The organism is Microbacterium sp. ISL-103 (assembly GCF_018613995.1).
In the GTDB taxonomy this organism is placed as follows: Bacteria; Actinomycetota; Actinomycetes; order Actinomycetales; family Microbacteriaceae; genus Microbacterium.
Window position 1 is genome coordinate 1 of sequence record NZ_JAGGPD010000067.1, and the last position, 1,242, is coordinate 1,242.

2 protein-coding genes are annotated in these 1,242 nt (G+C 69.8%); both read left to right on the forward strand.

What is annotated here, in order from left to right:
- The first annotated feature begins 155 nt into the window (after nt 1–155).
- Nucleotides 156–515 (forward strand): CrcB family protein, encoded by a 360-nt coding sequence (locus J7E68_RS03155; RefSeq protein WP_215169772.1) that lies wholly within the window; start codon nt 156–158, stop codon nt 513–515.
- Nucleotides 516–620: 105 nt separating this feature from the next.
- Nucleotides 621–1,214 (forward strand): TetR/AcrR family transcriptional regulator, encoded by a 594-nt coding sequence (locus J7E68_RS03160; protein WP_215169774.1) that lies wholly within the window; start codon nt 621–623, stop codon nt 1,212–1,214.
- The last annotated feature ends 28 nt before the right edge of the window (nt 1,215–1,242 follow it).

The following is a 1,242-nucleotide window of genomic DNA, read 5'->3' on the forward strand; positions in this document are numbered from 1 at the left end:
GCGGTGATGACCGGAACGATCGGGCTGTGGACGGATGCTCCGCTGCTCGCGTTCGCCTACGTCGCCGTCAGCCTCGTGCTGGGCCTCGCCGCAGCCGCTCTCGGGCTGCGACTCGGGCGTCCGCGCTCTGACACCCGTCTCGCCGGGGCCGACTCATGACCCCGCTGCTGTTCGTCGGGGCCGCGCTCGCCGGGGGCGTGGGGGCGGTTCTGCGCTACCTGCTCGACCAGGCGATCTCGACGGCCGTCGGGCGACGCTTCCCCTGGGGAATCGTCATCGTGAACATCACCGGATCCTTCGCGCTCGGCCTCGTGACCACAGCCCTTCCCGATCAGGCGTTCCTGCTCGGCGCCGGCCTCCTCGGCGGGTACACCACGTTCAGCACGGCGATGCTCGACACGATCTTGCTGTGGCGCGAGGGGGAGCGCCGAGCATCCGCTGTGCACGCGATCGGGATGCTCGTGCTCGGCCTGCTCGCGGCCGGCATCGGCCTCGCGCTGGGTTCTCTGCTCTGACCTCACTGAGGCGCCCGCCCGCGGGGCGAACCCTCAGGTTCGGGATGCAGAATGTACAGACGTACATGTACGCACGTACAGGCTCGATTTCGCTGGGAGTTTCGGATGAGCGAGGGAACACGCCGCCGCCGCGATCCTGAAGCGCGCCGTCGCGAGATCGTCACCGCGGCCGCCGAGCTGATCGTCGAGATCGGCGTCGATGCGCTGACTCACCGCAAGGTCGCCGCACGGGCCGGTGTGCCGCTCGGTTCGACCACCCAGTACTTCGCAACCCTCGACGATCTGCGTGAGGCGGCGATCGGCGCCCTGGCGGCCGAGATCGAGGCGCGCATCGACGAGACCCGCAGAGCCGTCGTCGTCGAAGGCGTGACCCCCGAGGGTCTTGCGCGACTCGTGCACCAGGGGCTCGAAGACGCGCGCGCGATCCAGGCAGACCGAGCGGTGGTCACCGCCGCCGTGCATGACCCGCGCGTGCGACAGTTCGCCCGGCAGTGGTCCGACGAGATCGTCGGCTTCATCGCCCCCGTTCACGGACTGGACCGCGCCAGGGCCGCCGCCGTCTTCATCGACGGCGTACGCTGGCACTCTCAGATCCACGACGAGCCGCTCGACGAAGAGCTCATCCGCGACGCCCTCGCCGGGATCCTCACTCCGTCTTCGGCGTCCCCCTCCGCATCCACCGCCGCAGCATCCGCCTGATCCGACCGAGAGAGAACCCGCCTTGTCG

What these genes read in the sequence shown, in the direction of transcription:
- J7E68_RS03160 (WP_215169774.1), top strand. Translation starts at nt 621, where the DNA reads ATGAGCGAGGGAACACGCCGCCGCCGCGATCCTGAAGCGCGCCGTCGC.
- J7E68_RS03155 (WP_215169772.1), top strand. Translation starts at nt 156, where the DNA reads ATGACCCCGCTGCTGTTCGTCGGGGCCGCGCTCGCCGGGGGCGTGGGG.